This window comes from Pseudomonas sp. AC229, assembly GCF_979254655.1.
Genome location: NZ_CEEDHK010000002.1, coordinates 127,270 through 145,046 on the forward strand (window position 1 = coordinate 127,270; position 17,777 = coordinate 145,046).

A 17,777-nucleotide genomic window follows, 5' to 3' on the forward strand; every position below is an offset into this window, starting at 1 on the left:
GCAAAAGAGCGGGAACCACAATTTATTCACGAGGCACCTGCCCCATGCTGTCTTTCCTGCCTGCGCCGCTTCGCGGTGTGCTCGCCACGATCTTGCTGTTTGCCAACACCCTGATCTGGTGCTGGTTTCTGTTTATCGCCGCGCTGGTGAAATTGTTGCTGCCGTTCAAGCCGGTGCGCACGGTGTGCAACTGGGTATTGAACTGGGCGGCCGAAGCCTGGATTGCCTGCAACAGCGGCTGGATGTGGCTGGTGCAAAAAACCGAGTGGAACCTCAAAGGACGGGAGCAGTTCAAGTACGACGGCTGGTACCTGGTGACCAGTAACCACCAGAGCTGGGTCGACATTCTGGTGCTGCAACACACCCTCAACCGTCGCCTGCCGTTCTTCAAATTCTTTCTCAAGCAGGAGCTGATCTGGGTGCCGGTGATTGGCTTGTGCTGGTGGGCGTTGGATTTCCCGTTCATGAAGCGCTACACCAAGGCATACCTGGAAAAGCACCCGGAAAAGAAAGGCCAGGACACCGCCGCCACCCGCCGCGCCTGCGAAAAATTCCAGCATGTGCCGGTCGCTGTTTTCAACTTCCTGGAAGGCACGCGCTTTACCCAAGCCAAGCACGACCAGCAAGGCTCTCCCTTCCGCTCCCTGCTCAAACCCAAAGCCGGCGGCATCGCGTTTGTGCTTGATGCCATGGGCAAGCAGCTGAAATCGATGGTTAACATCACCATCCACTACCCCGAAGGCAACCCGAGCTTCTGGTCTTTCCTGTGCGGCGAAGTGCCAAAGGTGGTGGTGCGTTATCACACGCTGGAAATCCCCAAAGAGTTCCTCGGTAAGGATTACAACAGCGATGAAACCTACCGCCTCGGGTTTCAGCAGTGGGTGAACAAGTTGTGGGAAGAAAAGGATGCGGAGTTGGGGCGGCTGCATGAAGAGTTCCCGCCCTCGCGCCAGCCATAAGCGATGGTCTCCCCTCGCCCGCTTGCGGGAGAGGGGCCGGGGGAGAGGGCCGGCATCGGCGACACATTCTAGGTCGCCCTCTCCCTAACCCTCTCCCGCAACGGGAGAGGAGACCGACCGAGTTATCCCTACTTCTTGCGATAAACATCCCAATCAATCTGCGCCGGGAAGTGTGCCGTCTCTGCCACCGGCAAGCCCTTGGCAACCAGGAAGCCCTGCATGATGTGGCAGCGGTGTTCCAGCAGCCAGTCGCGCTGTTCGATGGTTTCCACCCCTTCAGCGATCACTTCCAAGCCCAGGTGATGCCCCAGGTCAATGATGGTGCTGACCACCGCCGCGTCCTTGGGCGAGCTGAGCATGTTGGAAATAAACAGCCGATCAATTTTCAGCGTGTCCAGCTCGAAGTGACGCAAATAGGCCAACGATGAGTAACCGGTGCCGAAGTCGTCGATGGCGATTTTCACCCCCAGCGCCCGCAGTTGGCTGAGCTGTTCGCGAGTGGTGTCGAGGTCTTGCATCAGCGCGCTTTCGGTCACTTCCACTTCCAGCTGCGCCGGGCACAAGCCCAACTCCGCCAGCACTCGACGTAAATCGTCCACCAGTTGCGGCATACCGAACTGCACCGGGCTGACGTTGAGGCTCACCACCACCTGCTCGCCAAACATTGGCCGCCACTCGCAACACTGCTGCACGCCGCGTCGGAAGATCCAGTCGCCGAGGCGGTTGATTAAGCGGGTTTCTTCCAGCAGCGGAATAAACACATTCGGCGCAATGGTGCCCGACACCGGGTGCTCCCAGCGCAGCAGCGCTTCGAAGCCGCGTAGCTTGCCGGTCTCCAGATAGATCTGTGGCTGATACACCAACACGAAATCGTTTTGCTCGATGGCGTTGCGCAGGCTCTCTTCGAGCATCAAGCGCGAACGCGCGCGGCCGTTCATTTCCGGGGAGAAGAAGCGGTATTGCTGGCGACCAGCACGTTTGGCTTCGTACATGGCCATGTCGGCGGCGCGCATCAAGCCATCCACGCTGCGCCCGCATTCAGGGAAACTGGCGATGCCGATGCTGGCGCCGAGCGTCACGTCCATGCCGTCGACACGGTGGCGCACCGACACCAGCTCGATCAGTTTTTCGGCAATACGCGCGGCATCTTCCGGGTGTTCCAAACCGTCGAGCAAGGCGGTGAATTCGTCGCCGCCCATGCGCGCCAGCACGTCGTATGGCCGCAGGCTTGAGCGCAGCAAATCACCCACCTGGCGCAGCACTTGGTCGCCGGCCGCGTGGCCGAGCGAGTCGTTGATGCGTTTGAAGCCGTCGAGGTCCAGATACAAAATCGCCATGCGTTTGCCGCTGCGATCCAGGCGCGCCAGGCTCGATTCGAGTGCTTGGTGGAAGCCGCGGCGGTTGAGCAAGCCGGTCAGCGCGTCGGTCGCTGCTTGCGACTCCAACTGCGCGTAGAGATTGCGCACCACGGACATATCCAACGCCAGAATTACCATCGAACGCTGCAGGCGCGGCAGTGGTGAACTGGACAGCGCCACCGGCAACATCTGCCCGCTCACGGCGCGCAAGCTGGCGTCGTGCAGGCGATACGCTTCGCCGCGCAACCAATGCTTGTAAAACTCCGAATCTTTCCAGGCGGTGGGCATCCCGGACGTCACCAGGTAATCGAGCAGCGGCGTGCCCTCAATGCCCGCGACCGTGCCGTTGAGCATGCGCGCCATGGCCGGATTAACGAAGTTGATGTTGCCCTCCTCGTTCACCACCACGATGCCCTCGGCAGCGTTTTCCAGCACCGAGGCATTGAAGGCGCGGGCGCTGTCGAGCTGCTTGGACAGCACCTGCAGGTCGTGGCGGTTACGCTCGTGCTCCAGCAGCACATTGATTTTGTGCCGCAGCACTTGCGGGTCGAAGGGTTTGAGAATGAAGTCCACCGCGCCGGTGGCGTAGCCACGCAACACCGAGTCTTCAGTGTGGGCAATGGCAGATAGAAAAATGATGGGGGTGTATCGGGTGCTGGGGTTGCCGCGCATCAAACGCGCCACTTCAAAGCCGTCCATGTGCGGCATCTGCACGTCCAGCAGCACCAGCCCCACATCGTTGTCGAGCAGGCATTGCAACGCTGCCTCGCCCGAATTGACCGTGCGGACTTCCCACGGGCTGTCGCCCAGCAAGGCTTCCATGGCCACCAGGTTTTCCTCGCGGTCATCGACCACCAGCAAGATCTGCTCGCTGGACTGCGGTTTAAGCTGCGCCTGAGCCATTACGTCCCTCCGAATTCGCCAACCAGCGTTGCAGCAGGGCCATCAGGTCCTGGCGCGCCACTGGTTTGGCTAGGTAGTCATCCGTGCCCGCGGCTAAACATTTTTCGCGGTCGCCCTTCATCGCATGGGCCGTCAGAGCAATGATCGGCACCGTGCAGCCTTTCTCCTGCTTCAGCAGACGAGTGGCGGTATAGCCATCCATGTTGGGCATCGCCATGTCCATCAGAATCAGGTCAAACGCTTGTTCCGCAAATGCGGCCAGCGCCTCGAAGCCATCTCGGGCCGTACTGACTTCCAACCCCAGCTCATCCAGCAAGGCGCTCATCGCATAAATGTTGCGCACATCATCGTCTACCAACAGCACCCGCTGGCCTTGCAGCGGGTTGATTTCCGGCACCACAACCTCAGGCTGTGGCTCACGCACACTGGACAAAAATCCTTGCACCGCCAGGCTCAGCGCTTGCAGGTCCTGACCGTTTTTTTGCACCACCACCGCCGAATAACGACGCAGGCGTTGCAGGCTTTGCTGGGTCACATCCACGCCGGTGTTCACGACCACCCGTGTATTGCTGAGAGGACGCTGGCGCGACATGAGTTCAATCAAATCAAAACCGTCCTGGTCGGGTAGATCCAGGTCAACCACCACCGCCGCAAACTCGTCTTCCTGATAGGCATCACGCGCCTGCGCCGCGGTCTCCACCGCCGTTACCGAAAAGCCAAGGTGGCTGAGGTGCTCGCGGTAGTACTCGCGTTCCGGCGCGACGTCCTCTACCAACAATAGGCGGTTATGTTCGTCGTGCTCGTGGCGAGACAAATCTGTGAAGACTTTCTCGAGATCGGCACGGGCGATCGGCTTGACCAGGTAGCGCGTGCCGGTGTCGTGCCAGTCGTCCGGCTGCGGCACGCAGGAAATAATGTGCACCGGCAAACCACGATGCTGTGGGCTCGCACGCAAGCTGCGGTAAATCTGCCAGCCGCTGATGTCGGGCAACAGGATGTCGAGAATCACAGCGGCAAATTGCTCGCGCTCCAACAGGCCGAGCGCTTGAGCACCGCTGCGGCAATGCACGCAGGCAAATCCATGGGCCTGCGCCTCGTCGGCGATCAGATTGGCGAAATCCTGGTCATCCTCGACCACCAGCAACGCCGGGCCTTGCCCCACCCGTGTGGGCGCCACGGCGCTAACTTGCGGGAGCCCGACCGTGCCTTGCACCACAGTGACGGGCAGCTGCACAGTGAACACGGAGCCTTGGCCCGGCGCGCTGTCCAACTGCACGGTGCCTTCCAGCACCTCAACCAGTTGCCGGGTAATCGCCAGGCCCAAACCGGTGCCGCCAAACGCCCGGCTGGTGGAGCCGTCTATTTGCTGGAAGGCTTGGAACACGCGCTGATGCTGGTCGGCTGCAATGCCGATACCGGTGTCGCGCACCACGATCTTGAGCATTTCGCGGCCGTCATCCGCCGGGGCGCAACCGACGCTCACTTGCACCTCGCCGCGCTCGGTAAATTTCAACGCGTTGGAAAGCAGGTTGCGCAAAATTTGTTGCAGGCGACCACGGTCGCTGTACACCACCCGTGGAACCTGGGGGTCGACGCGCGTGATCAGGCGCAAGCCCTTGAGTTCCGCCATGGGGCGCAAGCTGGCGTCTAGCTCCTGCATCAGGTCGTGAACATTCATGTTCTCCATCTTCAACTGCACGCGCCCGGCTTCGATGCGAGCCAGGTCGAGCACGTCGTTAATCAACTGCAACAGATCACGGCCGGCGCGGTGAATGATGTCCGAGTGTTTGACCTGCTTGTCGTTGAGGTTGCCGCCGCCGTTCTGCTTGAGCTGTTCGCTGAGGATCAGGATGCTGTTGAGCGGCGTACGCAGCTCATGAGACATGTTGGCCAGGAACTCGGATTTATAGCGGTTGGCCAAGGCCAATTGTTCGGCCTGTTCACGCAAGCGCGCCTCGGCGGCTTTGCGTTCGCTGATGTCGATGATTACCGCCTGCACCAGCACGTCTTCGCCGCTGCGCAACGGCGACAGGCCGACTTCCAGCGGGATCAACTCGCCATCCCGATGGCGGCCGAACAGCTCGCGGTTGTTGCCCATTTGCCGAGGCTCGGGTGAACGCAGGTAGCTCTGACGCAAGTTGACGTGCAATTCCTGCAACGACTCGGGCAGCAGCTTTTCCACCGGCTGGCCCAGCAGTTCTGTGCGTGGGTAGCCAAACAGCTGCTCGGTCTGCCGATTGGCCATGGCGATCCGCCCTTGGCTGTCGACCAGCACAATGGCGTTGGGCGACGCCTCGACCACCAAACGGAAGCGCTCCTCGGCGGCCTTGCGCGCGCTGATGTCGATGATCACCGCCTGCACCAGCACATCAGCCCCGCTGCGCAGCGGCGAAAGGCCGACCTCTACTGGAATCGAGTGACCATCTTTGTGCTGGCCAAACAGATCGCGGTTGCCGCCCATTTGCCGGGGTTCCGGGGCTTTCTGGAATTCACGGCGCATTCCGACATGGGCGTGCCGTAGCGACTCGGGCAGCAATTTTTCCACCGCTGCGCCAACCAGCTCATCGCGCGGATAGCCAAACATCAGCTCGGCCTGCTGGTTGACCATGGCAATGCGGCCGTTGCTGTCGACCAACACAATGGCGTTGGGCGACGCCTCGACCACCAGGCGAAACCGCTCTTCACGCTCGCGCAACCCGGCGCTCATGATTTCGCTATTGGCCAGCGCTCGCTCGCGCAGCAACAGGTAGCCGCCCACCATCAGCCCCAGCAGCACCGACGACAACAGCCCAACCCACAGGTTGAATTGCAACCGTGGGTTTTCCATCCGTCGCTCGTATTCAGCGGTGCTACTGACCGTAACCTGCCATTCCCGCCCAAACACAGAGAGGCGGCGGGTCAACTGAAAGGCCGCACTGCCTAGGTAACCGCCCTGAAGCAGTGCGCCGCCGTCATCGGCGTTGTCGGCCAGCTCAATCTGAAAAAGCTCGGCACGACTGCCCAAAATACCTTCAAGCAGGTCATGCATCCGAAACGAGCCCGTGACCGCCCCGAGGAAGGCTTGCTGGCGTTCTTCCGGGCTAGTGACCGGCGCGGTGTTGGCGTACACGGGCATGTACAACACAGCACCGATTTGAGGGTCTTGATCAGTTTCGGATTTGAGCCGGAGCGGCGCCGACAGCACCGCTTCGCCCGTGCGGCGCGCCTGAAAAACCGCCTTGCGACGCACTTCCTCGGACAATACGTCGAACCCCAGGCCGCGGCGGTTCCGCCAGTCGAGCGGGCTGATGTAGTCAGCAATCAGGTATTCATCACGCTCGCCGGGAGGAAAAATACGGAAGTCTTTTCGTCCATCGCCCCGCTCCCCTTCGATAAACGCCGACAGTTCGGCAGCGGGCACGTAGCGGGCCCAGGCAACGGCTTGGATACCGGGATAACGGTCTTGGAGTTGCAATTGGTCGGTGGCGCGCATCCATTCTTCGGCGCTAACCGCATCGCTGCCAGCCAGTAACCCGGCCATGCCGCGCAGCACCATTTCATAGGCGTGCATGCGTTCAAGAATGCTTTGCTGCACATCGTCCACAGCAATGCTGAAGCGTTGTTCCTGCTCGCGTCGGTTGTTGGTCTGCAGCTCTTGCCACTGCCACACCACCAGCGCGCCCAGTCCCGCCATGAGTCCCAGCGCTACCAAAAAAGGCAGCCAGGGGCGGCGCGAATGTAACCCGGGGTTTTCGTCCATGTATGCTCCTGATCCTTCTCCAGCGCTCCTGCCCCTTGGTAAAGCGACCTGGCAACCAATGGTCCAATCGGGCCATTGGGCTGAAGTCTAGTCAGGAATTTCGAGCGCGGCGCTTTGCCACTAAAAGATCAGCGAGCGGATACGAGGCAATCGCAAAGGCATGTTCGACTGCATCTGTATCGGCCATGAAACTCGGCGCTTTTTGTCTTCGCTTGGACAGCTCAAGCGAATTAAAAAAAGGCCTCCGCATGGGAGGCCTCTGCTCAGCGGCTAGCGCTTATTGCGGATATTGCTGGTACTGCTGAGGTTGTTGATACGGCTGCTGCTGGTACTGCTGAGGTTGCTGCTGGTATTGCTGCGGCTGCTGCACCGCTTGCGGCAGCGGCTTCAGGTTGACCTCCACGCGGCGGTTCTGGGCGCGGCCATCGGCCGTGTCGTTGGTGGCAATCGGCTGGTCCGGGCCGTTACCGCGAGTGGACAACCGCGAGCCGTCTACACCCTGCGAGGTCAGGTAATTGGCCACGCTGGCCGCCCGACGCTGGGACAAATCCATGTTGTGCTGCCGGCTGCCGGTGCTGTCGGTGTAGCCCACGATTTCAATGGTGTTCTGGTTGTACTGCTTGAAGGAACTGGCGAGGTTGTTCAGCGGTGTATAAAAGTTGCTGGCGATGTCTGACGAGTCGGTGGCGAAGGTGATGTTGCCGGGCATGATCAGCTTGATCTGGTCGCCCTCACGCTGCACCTGCACGCCGGTGCCTTGCATGCTGCGGCGCAGTTCTGCTTCCTGCTTGTCAGCGTAATAGCCATAACCCGCGCCCGCTGCGCCGGCCACGGCGGCGCCGATCAGCGCGCCTTTGCCACGGTTGTCGTGATTGATCAACGCACCAGCAGCGGCACCTGCCAGCGCTCCGATACCGCCATATTTCGCGGTGTTGTTGGAGCTCGGGGGTTGATTGTCATACGGATTTTGCGAGGCACAGCCAGCCAACAGCGCGACGGCAGTAGCGGCAATGATCAGGCGACTGAAGGTAAACATGGGGGGCGTACTCCTAAAACGCGGTCCACCCTGCTGGGCGGACCACCGTTGGAGCATAAAGTTAGCTGAAAATTCCGTGGCGCCGAGGCCTAAGCGAAGCGGCGTCAGGCGCGAATGTACGGGTTCTCGCGCATCTCATCACCGAGGCGCGTGTCGGGCCCATGACCGGTCACCACCGTGGCGTCTTCATCCAGCGTATACAGCCGCTGCTTGATCGAGCGCTCAATCGTCGGGTAGTCGCCGCCCCACAAATCGGTGCGGCCAATGCCCCGGCGAAACAGTGTATCGCCGGCAATCAGCAGCTTGGCCTGCGGGAACCAGAAACTCATCGACCCCGGCGTATGGCCTGGCGTATGCAACGCCACCCCACAACCACAGGCCAGCTCCTCGTCATCGCGCAGCCACTGGTCCGGCACCGGCACCGGCGTGTAGGGCACGCCAAACATGCGGCACTGCATCTCCAGGTTGTCCCACAGAAAACCGTCCTCTTCGTGCACATGCAGCGTGGCGCCGGTTTTCTCCTTCATCTGGCCGGAAGCCAGAAAATGATCCAGATGGGCGTGGGTATGGATGATGCTCACCACCTTCAACCCATGGGCCTCCAGCCGCGCCATGATCAGATCCGGATTGCCACCCGGGTCGACCACGATGGCTTTCTTGGTGACCGGGTCGCCAATGATCGTGCAGTTGCACTGCAACGGGCCGACGGGGAAGGTTTCGCGGATCAGCGTGGGGTTCATGACAGCTCCTTCGAATAATCGGTGCCATTCTCGGTTTCGATTCCGCGCGCTTCAAGGGCTAGTTGAACAACCGACACCCCTCGCCCGCGCATGGCCACGAAACGCCCAATGAAGGATGAATGCACCAATACCTGCCGTTAGCTCCCGGTTTAGAGCGCTCGCGAAATTTCCTTCAAACAATCCGGCTCCTTCTCGATTCCCCTTTTGGCCCGCTCACGCGCTACTGGCTAGCGGCTTTAAAGGCCTCGGCGACACAGAAACGAGTAGGCGACGGATTGTTAACCTACTTGCCAAATACAACCAAGAAGGTTAATTTGAAATGGAGAAACGGACTCCCCATTCTTCCCTCGCTCAGGTGAAGTTGTTGGTCTCGCAAGGCAAGGTTCGCACGACTCAGTCGGCTCGAATTGGCGCCAGCGAATTAGGTTTGGAATTGAGTGATGTGCTGGCTGTGGTGATGGCGTTGAAGACCAATGAATTTCGAAAAAGCATGACGACGCACGCGGACCACCGCATCTGGCAAGACGTTTACTGCCCGAGTACGTGCATGGGTGCTGTGTATCTGAAGCTGACGATTACCGACGATCTTCTGATTGTCTCGTTCAAGGAGTTATGAACATGAAATGTCCCGTTTGCGGTGCTGCGCAGTTGGTTCACGAGACGCGTGACCTGCCGTATACCTACAAAGGCGAAACCACCGTTATTACCGGCGTCACCGGCGATTTCTGCCCGGCGTGCCATGAGTCGGTGCTCGATATAAGCGAGTCGGAGCGCGTGATGAGTGCGATGCGTACGTTCTCGAAGCAAATCAACGCGACCATTGTCGACCCCACCTTCATCGCCCAGGTGCGGAAAAAACTTGCGCTGGACCAACGCGAAGCTGCAGAAATTTTCGGCGGCGGCGTGAATGCGTTTTCGCGCTACGAAACCGGTAAAACCAAACCGCCGCTGGCGCTGGTCAAGCTGTTCAAACTGCTGGATTTGCACCCTGAACTGCTCAACGAAATTCGCACGGCTTAACCCTCTGTCCTGTAATCACTCGGCAATTTCCCCGTCCACTTCTTAAACGCCCGACGAAAATTCGACGCATCGCTAAACCCCAGCAGGTACGCAATTTCATACAGCGGCAACTGCGTGGTGCTGAGGTATTGCAGGGCCAGGCGTTTGCGTACGTCGTCGAGCACTTGTTGATAACTCGTGCCCATCGCCGACAAATGCCGGCGCAAGCTGCGGCCACTGGTGTGCAGGGCTTTGGCGGCGCTGCCAAGGTCGGGAAAGTCGCCGGGGCGTGCCAGCAGCAGGCGGCGAACGCGGGTGAGCAAGGCGTCTTGAACATCGAGTGTGGCGAGCAGCGCTTCGCACTGTTGCTCACACATGTGCACAGTCGCCGGGTTGGCCAGGGCCATGGGACGTTGCAGGTAATGTTGCGGGATGCTGATGCGGTGATAGGCCTGGTCGAACTGCACGCGCACGCCGAACACTTCTGAGTAACGCTCGGCATGCTGCGGCGCCGGGTACGCGAAACCCACCTCGATACCGTGCATTTTTTCCCCAAGCAAAAACTGCGCAATGCTGTGCAAGCTGCATAGCAAGCCTTCGGCGGCGAAGCGACTGAGTGCGCCGAGCGGCATTGCTTCGCTGGCGCGCAGTTCCACACGTTCAAACGCTTCTACCCGTTCCAGCTCATAAGCCAGGCCCAGTACGCGGTAGTACTTGAGCGCGAACTGAATGGCTTTATCCAACGTGGCGCTGGACAGCACGGCGTAGCCGAGAATGCCGTGGGTCGACACGTTGAGGCGCTGGCCCAGCAGCAAGCCCAACGCCGGTTCTTTGCATAGCGTGAGCGCAGCGCTGGCGAGCAGGTTGAAGTCGATAAACGATAGGCGCCCGTTAGGCGATTCGAGCAATTGCGGCTTTATTCGGGCGGCGCGCAGCAGGTCATCACCTGGCACGCCCAGCTCGGCGCACAGGTCAATCAAAGCGCTGGCGTAGGCAATGGGCACCAGCTCGGCAGCAAAATTCATGGACTGCTTCATCGTGGCTAAACTTCTTCCTTATTGTTCTTTTTTAGCGCCGGGCCGGTGGCCAGAAATGACGCGCAACGCAGGAATACTCAAGTGTGCCAAGCCGCCACACCACTCCTAAAGGATTGGAAATCGGCGCCAGCGAGCAAATGCCTAAGCGCCTTTGCTGTTACCCCAGGTACGCCAAGGTGACACACCAACTGGCCATATATGACCGCCACATTGGCAGCTATCAACCTTTGCGAGGTTGCAAGCCGCGGCCATAGTGCCAACCATGGTTAAGCAACGACTCAGGGAGTCAGCAATGGTCAGCACCACGCCCGAAGGCTTGCAAATTCGCCCCCGTCACCTGGATTTCGACCTGCCGAATCCACTGCCTCGGCACTGGCACGGCGGCGATGCATTCAAGACCCACTTGTTCGACGCCATGTCGGTGTTGTTCCCCGACGGCGAGCGCTTCTTTATTGACTCGGTGCGCCACTTCCGCGACCAAATCACCGACCCGGTATTGAAGGAACAGATTCGTGGTTTTATCGGCCAGGAAGGTCACCACAGCCGCGAGCACTTGGAATACAGCAACCGCCTTCGCGACCTGGGCTACAACATCACGCGAATCGAGAAACGCGCCCAGGCCCGAATCCGCTATACGCAGAAGAAATTCTCACCGCAGCGCCAACTGGCCGCGACCGCCGCGCTGGAGCACATCACCGCGATCATGGCCGACGGTTTGCTGCGAGAGCCGCGCCATTTGCAAGGCGCGCACCCGGAGCTGATTCGCCTCTGGCGCTGGCACGCGCTGGAAGAAACCGAGCACAAAGCCGTCGCCTTCGACGTCTACAACCAAGTGTGCGGCAGCCGCAAATTGCTGCGCCGGGCGATGATGATGGGCACGTTCTTCTTTGTGTTCGACACGTTCCGGGGCATGACCCACATGCTCAAGCAAGACGGCCTGCTGTGGAACTGGCGCGTCTGGCGCGACGGCATTCAGTGGATGTGGGGCAAGAATGGCGTGTTCCGGCCGTTGATCAAAACCTATCTCGATTTCTTTAAAGATGGCTTCCATCCGTGGCAGCACGACAATATTGATCTGCTGCACAGCACGCGCGATGAGTTTGATGTGCGGGTGGCGCAGACGGCTTGAACACCGAAGCTCGACGAAAAAATGGCTCTCAAATGAGCCATTTTTTTCGCCTTGCGATCTTGTAGGAGCGAGCTTGCTCGCGAACCCTGCTAACGAAGGGCTTCGCGAGCAAGCTCGCTCCTACGATTCTCTTTAGCCCTGCAAAAACCGCAGCGCGTCTGCCGCGCTCTGCTCCGGAATTTCTTCCATCGGAATATGCCCCACGCCGGGATAGGTTTTCACCTGAATACCCGGCAAATCGCGCTGCCACAGCGGTACATGTTTCGGCGAAATCCAGCGGTCACGGTCGCCCCACATCAGCAGCGTTGGCGTGGTGATCTGTGCCACGCGCGCCGGAGTGCCGTGCAGTTCTTCGCGGTTCACGTTCAGCAGCACGCGGAAGATATCCATCATTGCCCGACGGTTGCCCGGGCGGCGGCTGAGGTCGTAGTAACGATCGACCACGCCAGGTTTGATACGCCCAGGTTCCCCATACACTTCCTTGATGCCCTGGGCGATCAGCGCGCGCGGCATCCACATCGGCATGGCCCAGGTAGCACCGGGCAATGCGGCGGCGGCGATCATCAGCGGCACTTTGCGCATGTGGTAGCCGGCCGGGTCGATCAGTATCAATTTCTCCACCCGTTGCGGCTGCGCCAGGGCGAAGTTCCAGGCGATGTAGCCGCCCAGTGAGTTGCCAGCGATCACCGCTTTGTTCACGCCCAAGTGGTCGAGCAGCAAACCGAACACCTTCACCATGCGCTCGGCGTTGTACTGGCCGTCACGCGCAGGGCCGGTGAGGCCGAAGCCGGGCACGTCAAAGCGAATGATGCGGTACTGGTCGGCGAAAGCGCTGATCCAGCCGTCCCAGGTATGCAGCGACGCAACCACGCCGTGAATCAGCACCAGCGCCGGTTTGTCTCGCGTGCCTTCATCGCGGTAATGCACGTTGAAACCGTCCAGCTCAACAAACCGCGAGCCGCTGTCCGGATGGGCGTAACGCGCTTTGAGACGATCCAGGGGCAACGCCCCAAACCCCAATCGGGCAAAACCCACCGCCAACGGCGGCGAAAGAGTCAGGCTGGAAGCAGACATGCGAAGACCTCGACAATCTTGTTATAGGTCGTGGCATCAAAGCATGGCCGTTTACGCCTGGCGCCCAACCTAGGTTGTGACGGGGCACAGCGCGGCGATCAGCAAGTCGCTCAGCACTGTCTTCGCGTGTTCGATTTCTACCCGCGTGGCCGAGCGGCCGAGCAATTCCAGGGAGCTGGTTTCCAGCGCCCAGATCAGCGCGCGGTAGGTCAGCGGATCGCGACGATTGCCGTCGTGCTCCAGGCGCTCGACCAACAACGCGGTCATTTCCACGTGGGCGCGCTGCCGATGACGGGCCAGAGGCGAGTCTGCTCGCAGCGCCTCTTCTTGCATCAGGCGAATGATCGGCCCCACGGCCGAGTGGTAGTCGAAGAAACAACCGACCATATTGCGCAGCCAATCTTGCGGGCTGCCGGCGCCTTGTTGCATGTCGCGAAAGCGCGCCAATAGCAGCACCACGGCGGTTTGATAGATGCCTTCGAGCACATCCATTTTGTTGTCGAAGTATTTATAGAAGGTCCGGCGCGAGACGTTCGCCGCTGCGAGCAGGTCGTTCACGGTGGTCTCGCTCAAGCCTTTACGCGCGAACACCGGAATGGCCGTGAGCTGGATGTTGATGCGCTGCAAGTGCCCAACCAGCGGACCGTCTGCCACCTCGCCTTGTTGGCGTGCCACAGCGCCGTAACCGCCGAGGTCTTCGAACACCGCCAACACGGCGCCTTGCACGGCCTTTTCCGCTTCCATTGCACGTTCTCCTAAAACCAACCCTCAGCCCGGTGACGGCGCCAGACGGGCTGGGTACTCTTGCACCCATTCCTATAAGAACCGCTGCCGGAACGCCCTTGCCATGAAGCTATCACGCCGCCTGTTCTGGCCGCTGGCCATCCTTTTGCTGGTTATCACGCGCACGCTGCCGGCTGCGGAGCTGTTTTATCTCGGCGAGAAAATTCCCGACATTCAAAATCCGTGGAGCAGCCGCGACTATCACCAACTGGTCGAAGCGCTGCAAAAACTCGACAGCAGCCAAGCCAACGCCCTGCCCCGGCGCAGCGGCGAGTTCACCGGGCCGATCTATCAGCGCATGGTCAGCGAAGAAAATTTCCGCGCGCAGCTGAACATTTACGCGCCGCTGGAGCTGCGTCAGAACGAGGCGCGCGAGCTGCTGTTCCAGCTAAAAGAATTGATGCGGCTGTACTTTGATTTCCACGCCGTGCAGCAACCCTACGGCGCCGAAGCGCTGGGTTTGATGACGTATTCGCTGCGCCAGCAAGCAGTGCTGTTCACCCTGACGACCGAGTTCTGGATGACCCTCTCGCAGCCTGAACAAAGCAACCCGGTGCGCCTGCAAGGGCTGCAAGACACCAAAGAGGCCGCTGCCATGCTCACCTCCAGCGCCCTCGACTATCTGGGTTTGACCAAGCAATTCGGCCGCGAAGATTTGGCCCTGTATGCCGCCGAGATCAGCAAACAACTGCCCGAGCTGTTCGTGCACCTCAACGCCCAGGTGCGGCCGCAACTGCTGGCGCGCATTGACGAGTTGGCGCAAAAGCACCCGTACAGCGAAGTGCGCAGCAGCATGAACGACCTGCTGCCGGTGCTGCTGGCGATTCAAACGGATGTGGAAAACCAGTTGGCGATGCCGGCGCCGCAGAAGCCGGCGGCGAAGAAGCTGGACCTGACCGCGCCTTGATCGTTGCCCTGTAGGAGCGACCTTGGTCGCGAACCCTGGAAACGAAGTTTGAGAATTTCGTGTGCAGGGTTCGCTAGCAAGCTAGCTCCTACAACGAAGAACCAACGAACCAAGCACTTAGCGCAACACGCCAATCGCCTTGGCCCGTGCCACCGCCTGAGTGCGCCGCTCGACGCCAAGCTTGCTGTTGATATGCCGCGCGTGGGTTTTTACGGTGTGCAGTGAGATAAACAGTTGCTCGCTGATCTCCTGATTGGAGCAACCTTTGGCGATCAGCTTGAGCACCGACAGCTCACGACTGCTCAGCGCTTCGGTCTGCACGCTGCTATCGATGGCTTCAAACACCTCGCCCTCTTCCAGGGCCGGCAACAACCCAAGCAGCCGCTCGCGCAGCGGGCAACCGGGGCGGGGTAGCAGTTGTTCACGCAGCCACTGGGGGTGTTTGCTGAGCAGTTCGTTAAACGGCAGCAGCCCGCCGCCAATCGCCGACTCCATGCTGCTGAACAGTTGCTGCTGGGCTTCGCGCTCGCGCCCTTGGTCAAGCAACAGCAGGGTCAGTTGAACCTGGGCAAAGCCGCCCATGAGCTGACCGCCCACGCCTTGCGCTCGTGCAATCAACGAGCGCAGCCGCCGCTCGGCATCGGCCGTGCGACCTTGCAACCGCTCCAGCACCGCCTGCTGCATTTCAATGTGCAGCGGCAGTTGCGGGTTGTATTCCGGCGCAGCGGCGGCCTGCTCGCCGCTGTAAGTGGTGGCCAGGCGATACAGCCAGTCGCTGGCCAGTTCGGTCTGGCCGCGCATCAGCCACAACTCGCACTTCACTACGGTAATCATGGCGAGGTAGTAGATCGCCGGCACGTCCCAGATATGCATCAAGCGCTCGGCTTCGGCGAGCTGGGCGAACGCTTCGTTCAAGCGGCCGCTGCGGCCCTCGATAGTGGCGAGCACGCAATGGCCGATAAGCACGCTGGTGTCACGACAGGCGCGGGCCTCGCTGATGCCCGCCAACAAACGTGCGCGCCCGGCTTCAGGGTCGAGGCGCAAGGTGAGCAGGTAACCCTCATACAACGTCAGGCGCGCGCGTACCGCATACAGGCGCTGCGACGAAAGCCCGCGCAAACAATCCAGGCCGTGGCGCACTTCTTCCTGAGCGCGCAACACTTCGCCACGGGCTTGCAGCACACGGGCGCGGTCGTAGTAAGCCAGTGCTTCGAACAGCGGATTGCCGTAGCGCTGCGCCAGTTCCAACGCATCGCGGTTCAAGCCACGGGCGCGCCACAAGTCGTTGCGGGTGATGGCCAAGTTGGCCAGGGTCGACAGGCACATCAGGCGCTGGCCGCAACGCTCTTGCGGCAACGCCGACAAGGCCTCGCTGCAATACGCTTCGGCCAGCGCGCTGTCGCCACGACCGCGAGCAATCACGCCGCTGAGCGCCAGCCACTGGCCGATCATGGAGCGTTGCGCGCGGGCGTTGGCCGCCGGCAAGAAACGCGACAACTGGCTGGCCAAGTCTTCGGCCGCATCGAGCTGACAGGCCAGCGCCAACGCCCAGGCGTACAACACAATCAGCCGCGGCGAACTGCCGAGCAGGCTTTCCGGCAAGTCCATTTTCCAGCGCAGCAACATCGCCACATTCTGTTCACCGAGCAACTGCTCCTCGGACAAATTTTGCACGAGACTGGCGGCCACATCCGGCTGCCCGGCCCGCAGCGCCTGCTCGATGGCCTCGTCCAGCAAACCCTGGCCGCTGAACCAACGGCACGCACGCAGGTGCAGCTTCGCTGCTGGCTGGCTCAGGGAGACCGGCAGGCGGGCGCGCAGTAAATCGGAAAACAAATGGTGATACCGAAACCAACGCCCGTGCTCATCCAGCGGCACCAGGAAAACCTGATGCGCTTGCAGGTGTTGAAGAATGGTGGCGCTGTCATGGCTGTCGCGCACGGCGTCGCACAGCTCAACGCAAAAGCGCTCAAGGAACGCGGTTTCGTAGAGAAATTCCTGCACGTCGGCGCCCTGGCTTTCGATCACTTCTTCGAGCAAGTAATCACGAATCAGGCCATCGGCGCCGTCCAGCGAGTGGCCCCAATTCTGCGTATCGCCGCCTTCGCTAGCGGCCAACATCCATAAGCGCAGACCCGCCACCCAGCCTTCGCTGCGCTGCAACAGGTTGTCCAGCGCCTCGCCTTGCAGATTCACGCTCTGGCTTTCCAGCAGTTGGCTAGACTCGCCGAGCGTCAGGCGCAGGTCCTGCTCTTGCAGTTCCAACAGTTGACGCGACAAGCGCAACCGGGCCAGGTGCCAGTTCGGACGCTGGCGGCTGGTGACCAACAGCAGCATTCCGGCAGGCAAATGGTTGAGGAAAAATTGCAGACAACGGTCCAGCACTGGGCCTTGAGCCAGGTGGTAATCGTCGAGTACCAATAAAAGCGGATTGGCCGGGTCGAGGCGCTTGGTCAGGTCGTCGAGCAGGCCGTCGAGCCACTCTTCAAAGGCAAACGGCTGATGGCGCTGGCGCAACTTGAGCAGCCCTAACGCTTCCTCACCCAAACCGGGAAAGCAGCGCTGCAGCCCAAGAACCAAGCGCTCCAGAAAACGGCCAGGGTCGCTATCCATCTGGCTTAGCCCCAGCCACAGACTTTGCCAACGGCTAGGCAAGCGTTCACAGAACTCGATCGCCAACGAACTTTTGCCAAACCCCGCCGGGGCCGTGAGCAACAGCAAACGGCCCGACAAACCGCTGATCAGGCGCTCACACAAACGGGGCCGGGTGATATAGCCAGCCGGCAGCGGTGGGCGGAAGAACCGCCCTTCTCCACCGGCGATGGTAGGAAAGGCCAAACCTTGGGAACTGGAAAGATCGGTCATCGGCGGTTTCTTGTTATGGGGCCTGTAGACGTCATGGCGGGCAATGCATCGGCGCTTTGCAGCCTAGCCCCTTGAGGCGTGCTTTTGAAGTATTGCCGGTGAACTTGCACGAAAATGCTGAAAAAGCTGTAGATCAAAAGCATCGAGGCTAAAGCCTCTCCTACAAAAAACTCGGTCCCTGTGGGAGAGGCTTTAGCCTCGATGCTTTTGCTTTTCGACCGCCACAAAGATCGAGATCGAGCGAGCCA

Annotated in this window: 13 protein-coding genes; 5 read left to right on the forward strand and 8 right to left on the reverse strand. The window is 60.4% G+C overall.

The window, feature by feature from the left end; genetic code table 11:
* Nucleotides 1-44: 44 nt before the first annotated feature.
* On the forward strand, nt 45-959 hold the full coding sequence (locus AC0IW7_RS03220) for an acyltransferase (RefSeq protein WP_471815700.1): 915 nt from the start codon (nt 45-47) through the stop codon (nt 957-959).
* 128 nt (nt 960-1,087) lie between these two features.
* Here AC0IW7_RS03220 and AC0IW7_RS03225 read toward each other — a convergent pair whose 3' ends face one another.
* The 4 genes from AC0IW7_RS03225 to AC0IW7_RS03240 form a co-directional block, all read right to left on the reverse strand.
* Entirely contained in the window at nt 1,088-3,220 is a 2,133-nt protein-coding gene (locus AC0IW7_RS03225) for a putative bifunctional diguanylate cyclase/phosphodiesterase (protein ID WP_471815702.1), read from the reverse strand.
* Nucleotides 3,201-6,959 carry a PAS domain S-box protein gene (locus AC0IW7_RS03230; RefSeq protein WP_471815704.1) on the reverse strand — a complete coding sequence of 1,253 codons (3,759 nt, stop codon included), beginning with the start codon at nt 6,957-6,959 and terminating at the stop codon, nt 3,201-3,203. The genes AC0IW7_RS03225 and AC0IW7_RS03230 overlap by 20 nt, the downstream gene beginning before the upstream one ends.
* Before the next feature lie 277 nt (nt 6,960-7,236).
* Nucleotides 7,237-7,995 carry a YiaD family glycine zipper/OmpA-like lipoprotein gene (locus AC0IW7_RS03235; protein WP_122492837.1) on the reverse strand — a complete coding sequence of 253 codons (759 nt, stop codon included), beginning with the start codon at nt 7,993-7,995 and terminating at the stop codon, nt 7,237-7,239.
* Between the two features lie 104 nt (nt 7,996-8,099).
* A complete protein-coding gene (locus AC0IW7_RS03240) occupies nt 8,100-8,735 on the reverse strand; it encodes an MBL fold metallo-hydrolase (protein ID WP_471815706.1) in 636 nt (211 codons plus the stop codon).
* 319 nt (nt 8,736-9,054) lie between these two features.
* Here AC0IW7_RS03240 and AC0IW7_RS03245 point away from each other — a divergent pair, with 319 nt between their 5' ends.
* On the forward strand, nt 9,055-9,351 hold the full coding sequence (locus AC0IW7_RS03245; protein ID WP_471815708.1) for a type II toxin-antitoxin system MqsR family toxin: 297 nt from the start codon (nt 9,055-9,057) through the stop codon (nt 9,349-9,351).
* 2 nt (nt 9,352-9,353) lie between these two features.
* Entirely contained in the window at nt 9,354-9,755 is a 402-nt protein-coding gene (locus AC0IW7_RS03250; RefSeq protein WP_471815710.1) for a type II toxin-antitoxin system MqsA family antitoxin, read from the forward strand.
* Here AC0IW7_RS03250 and AC0IW7_RS03255 read toward each other — a convergent pair.
* A complete protein-coding gene (locus tag AC0IW7_RS03255) occupies nt 9,752-10,771 on the reverse strand; it encodes an AraC family transcriptional regulator (protein ID WP_471815712.1) in 1,020 nt (339 codons plus the stop codon). The genes AC0IW7_RS03250 and AC0IW7_RS03255 overlap by 4 nt on opposite strands.
* Before the next feature lie 292 nt (nt 10,772-11,063).
* Between AC0IW7_RS03255 and AC0IW7_RS03260 the strand changes: the two genes are divergently transcribed.
* Nucleotides 11,064-11,900 (forward strand): metal-dependent hydrolase, encoded by an 837-nt coding sequence (locus AC0IW7_RS03260; protein ID WP_471815714.1) that lies wholly within the window; start codon nt 11,064-11,066, stop codon nt 11,898-11,900.
* A 132-nt stretch (nt 11,901-12,032) separates the two neighbouring features.
* Here AC0IW7_RS03260 and AC0IW7_RS03265 read toward each other — a convergent pair whose 3' ends face one another.
* Nucleotides 12,033-12,974 (reverse strand): alpha/beta fold hydrolase, encoded by a 942-nt coding sequence (locus tag AC0IW7_RS03265; RefSeq protein ID WP_463551548.1) that lies wholly within the window; start codon nt 12,972-12,974, stop codon nt 12,033-12,035.
* A gap of 69 nt (nt 12,975-13,043) precedes the next feature.
* The gene (locus AC0IW7_RS03270) at nt 13,044-13,718 is read right to left on the reverse strand and encodes a TetR/AcrR family transcriptional regulator (protein WP_471815716.1); all 675 of its coding nucleotides are present in this window, start codon (nt 13,716-13,718) and stop codon (nt 13,044-13,046) included.
* A 103-nt stretch (nt 13,719-13,821) separates the two neighbouring features.
* Between AC0IW7_RS03270 and AC0IW7_RS03275 the strand changes: the two genes are divergently transcribed.
* On the forward strand, nt 13,822-14,664 hold the full coding sequence (locus AC0IW7_RS03275; RefSeq protein WP_471815718.1) for a hypothetical protein: 843 nt from the start codon (nt 13,822-13,824) through the stop codon (nt 14,662-14,664).
* 117 nt (nt 14,665-14,781) lie between these two features.
* On the opposite strand, the gene AC0IW7_RS03280 is transcribed toward AC0IW7_RS03275, so the two are convergent.
* On the reverse strand, nt 14,782-17,529 hold the full coding sequence (locus AC0IW7_RS03280) for a winged helix-turn-helix domain-containing protein (protein WP_471815720.1): 2,748 nt from the start codon (nt 17,527-17,529) through the stop codon (nt 14,782-14,784).
* Nucleotides 17,530-17,777 lie beyond the last annotated feature (248 nt).

Coding starts and splice junctions, on each gene's coding strand:
- AC0IW7_RS03220 (WP_471815700.1), top strand. CDS start 45: ATGCTGTCTTTCCTGCCTGCGCCGCTTCGCGGTGTGCTCGCCACGATC.
- AC0IW7_RS03225 (WP_471815702.1), bottom strand. CDS start 3,220: ATGGCTCAGGCGCAGCTTAAACCGCAGTCCAGCGAGCAGATCTTGCTG.
- AC0IW7_RS03230 (WP_471815704.1), bottom strand. CDS start 6,959: ATGGACGAAAACCCCGGGTTACATTCGCGCCGCCCCTGGCTGCCTTTT.
- AC0IW7_RS03235 (WP_122492837.1), bottom strand. CDS start 7,995: ATGTTTACCTTCAGTCGCCTGATCATTGCCGCTACTGCCGTCGCGCTG.
- AC0IW7_RS03240 (WP_471815706.1), bottom strand. CDS start 8,735: ATGAACCCCACGCTGATCCGCGAAACCTTCCCCGTCGGCCCGTTGCAG.
- AC0IW7_RS03245 (WP_471815708.1), top strand. CDS start 9,055: ATGGAGAAACGGACTCCCCATTCTTCCCTCGCTCAGGTGAAGTTGTTG.
- AC0IW7_RS03250 (WP_471815710.1), top strand. CDS start 9,354: ATGAAATGTCCCGTTTGCGGTGCTGCGCAGTTGGTTCACGAGACGCGT.
- AC0IW7_RS03255 (WP_471815712.1), bottom strand. CDS start 10,771: ATGAAGCAGTCCATGAATTTTGCTGCCGAGCTGGTGCCCATTGCCTAC.
- AC0IW7_RS03260 (WP_471815714.1), top strand. CDS start 11,064: ATGGTCAGCACCACGCCCGAAGGCTTGCAAATTCGCCCCCGTCACCTG.
- AC0IW7_RS03265 (WP_463551548.1), bottom strand. CDS start 12,974: ATGTCTGCTTCCAGCCTGACTCTTTCGCCGCCGTTGGCGGTGGGTTTT.
- AC0IW7_RS03270 (WP_471815716.1), bottom strand. CDS start 13,718: ATGGAAGCGGAAAAGGCCGTGCAAGGCGCCGTGTTGGCGGTGTTCGAA.
- AC0IW7_RS03275 (WP_471815718.1), top strand. CDS start 13,822: ATGAAGCTATCACGCCGCCTGTTCTGGCCGCTGGCCATCCTTTTGCTG.
- AC0IW7_RS03280 (WP_471815720.1), bottom strand. CDS start 17,529: ATGACCGATCTTTCCAGTTCCCAAGGTTTGGCCTTTCCTACCATCGCC.